This window comes from Mesorhizobium sp. (genome assembly GCF_005063415.1).
Lineage (GTDB): Bacteria > Pseudomonadota > Alphaproteobacteria > Rhizobiales > Rhizobiaceae > Mesorhizobium.
Window position 1 is genome coordinate 1 of record NZ_SUEG01000282.1, and the last position, 2810, is coordinate 2810.

General features: G+C 64.9%; 1 protein-coding gene. It reads right to left on the reverse strand.

Going from position 1 to position 2810, the window contains the following annotated elements:
• Positions 1-290 precede the first annotated feature (290 nt).
• On the reverse strand, positions 291-2462 hold the full coding sequence (locus E5W70_RS31720) for a malate synthase G (protein WP_292665220.1): 2172 nt from the start codon (positions 2460-2462) through the stop codon (positions 291-293).
• Positions 2463-2810 lie beyond the last annotated feature (348 nt).

Genomic DNA, 2810 nt, shown 5'->3' on the forward strand with positions numbered 1-2810 from the left:
CAAACTGTTCGCGATGTCCTCGCACACCTGTTCGCGATGTCCCCGGTCCAAACAGAGGGGAGGGTGGCCGCGAAGCGGCCGGGTGGGGTCGCCGGTGACGTGCTCTGCCTGTAACGTCTGCGTCATATGCGGCCGATCAAGATGGCACCGAGTATCGGTCGCTAAGACAATCCTCGTCCCCGTTCTTGTCGCCGGAATGGGAGTCGCGCACTTCATGCAGGACCCCTCCCGGCCCTTCGGGCCACCCTCCCCTCAAGGGGGAGGGGGACGCCGGCTCCCATGTCTTCGCTTCAGGTGCCCTGCTTCGCCTTCAGCTCCAGTCGCCGCGCGTGCAGCACCGGCTCGGTGTAGCCATTGGGCTGGACGCGGCCCTTCAACACGAGATCGCAGGCGGCGAGGAAGGCGATGGAGTTGTCGAAATCCGGCGCCATCGGCCGGTAGAGCGGATCGCCTTGGTTCTGGCGGTCGACGATCGCCGCCATGCGCTTCATCGTTTCCATCACCTGCTCGAACGTGCAGACGCGGTGATGCAGCCAGTTGGCGATGTGCTGCGAGGAGATGCGCAGCGTGGCGCGGTCCTCCATCAGGCCAACGTCGTGGATGTCGGGCACCTTGGAGCAGCCGACGCCCTGGTCGATCCAGCGCACGACATAGCCCAGAATGCCCTGCGCGTTGTTGTCGAGTTCCTTCTGGATGTCTTCAGGCGACCAGTTCGGCCGCCTTGCTACCGGCACCGACAGGATGTCGTCGACCCTGGCCTTGGGCCGGCTTTTCAGCGCCTTCTGCACGGCCTGGACATCGACCTTGTGGTAGTGCGTGGCGTGCAGGGTTGCCGCCGTCGGCGACGGCACCCAGGCGGTGTTGGCGCCGGCCTTGGGGTGCGCTATTTTCTCGGCCAGCATCGCCGCCATCAGGTCGGGCATCGCCCACATGCCCTTGCCGATCTGGGCGTGGCCGGCCAGCCCGCATTCCAAGCCGACGTCGACGTTCCAGGCTTCGTAGGCGGCAATCCAGGCGGCCTGCTTCATGTCGCCCTTGCGGATCATCGGGCCTGCTTCCATCGAAGTGTGGATTTCGTCGCCGGTGCGGTCGAGGAAGCCGGTGTTGATAAAGACGACGCGGTCCCTGGCGGCGCGGATCGCCTCCTTGAGATTGATGGTGGTGCGCCGCTCCTCGTCCATGATGCCCATCTTGATGGTATTTTTCGCCATGCCGAGCAGCGCTTCGACGCGGTCGAAAATCTCAACGGCGAAGGCGACTTCGTCGGGTCCATGCATCTTGGGTTTTACGATGTACATCGAGCCGGCGCGAGAATTGCCGCGGCGCCCGCGCGGGCCGATGTCGTGCAGCGCGATCAGCGCCGTCAGTGCCGCATCCATGATGCCTTCCGGCACCTCGTTGCCGTCGCGGTCGAGGATCGCCGGATTGGTCATGAGGTGGCCGACATTCCTGACCAGCATCAGCGAGCGGCCGGGCACGATCAGCGTGCCGCCATCGGGCGCGGTATAGGCGCGGTCGGGGTTGAGCCTCCGGACAAAGCTCTTGCCGGCCTTGGTGATCTCCTCCGCCAAGTCGCCCTTCATCAGGCCGAGCCAATTGCGGTAGACCAGCACCTTGTCCTCGGCATCGACGGCCGCCACCGAATCCTCGCAGTCCTGGATGGTGGTCAGCGCCGATTCCAGCACGACATCGGCAATGCCGGCCGGATCGGTGCGGCCGATCTGGTTGTTGTGATCGACAACGATTTCGATGTGCAGGCCGTTCTTGACCAGCAGGACGGCTTCGGGGTCGGCGGCATCGCCGCGATAGCCGACAAACTGTTTGAGGTCGGCAAGCGTGGTGGCGCCGGCACCCTCGCCCAGCCGCAACATGCCGTTGGCGACCGAAAGCCCGTTGACGCCGGCCCATTTGCCTGTCGTGAGCGGCACCGCCTCGTCGAAGAAGCTTTTCACCCAGGCGACGACCTTGGCGCCGCGCGCCGGATTGAATTTGTTGCCTCGCTCGGCGCCGTCCGTCTCCGGAATGGCGTCGGTGCCGTAGAGCGCATCGTAGAGCGAGCCCCAGCGCGCATTGGCGGCATTCAGCGCATAACGCGCGTTCATCACCGGCACCACCAGCTGCGGCCCGGCGACCAGCGCGATTTCCGGGTCGACATTTTCGGTGGTCACGCTGAAGGCCGGCCCCTCGGGCAAGAGATAGCCGATCTCGCGAAGGAAGCTCTTGTAGGCCTCCATGTCGACGGGCGCGCCATTGTCGCGGTACCAGCGGTCGAGCTCGTCCTGCATGGCATCGCGCTTTTCGAGCAGCGCCCGGTTTTTTGGCGAGAGATCATGGACGATGGCCGAAAAACCACTCCAGAATGCCTCCGCCTCGATGCCGGTGCCCAACAGCGCCTCGTTGACGACGAAATCATGAAGCTCGCGGGCAATCCGCAATCCGGCGATCTCGACGCGATCGGTCATCAGGGCTTCTCCAGGGCTTTGGGCCGGGTTGCCGGCACCGGGCGTTTGACATGCCATGGCTACAGGGTCAATTCGCTTAGGCCGAAGGTAGGGCGTTTTCGCTGCCGATCTCCCCCCTCGAGGGGAGATGGCCGGCAGGCCAGAGGGGGTCGCCTCGCGTGGAGTGCGACGCCATGTGGTGCAAAGAAGGGGTTGCGCTTCATGCGCGGCGACCCCCTCTGTCGCCTGCGGCGACATCTCCCCCTCGAGGGGGGAGATTACGCGCTCACACCGCAATCCTTGGCCTGCCTGACGCCACCGCCACGACATGCGCCTCGATGAACATGCGCTGGCCCTCTACGGTGGAGA

Bases quoted from the DNA above. Each gene is read 5' to 3' on its own strand.
- E5W70_RS31720 (WP_292665220.1), bottom strand. From the start codon at position 2,462: ATGACCGATCGCGTCGAGATCGCCGGATTGCGGATTGCCCGCGAGCTT.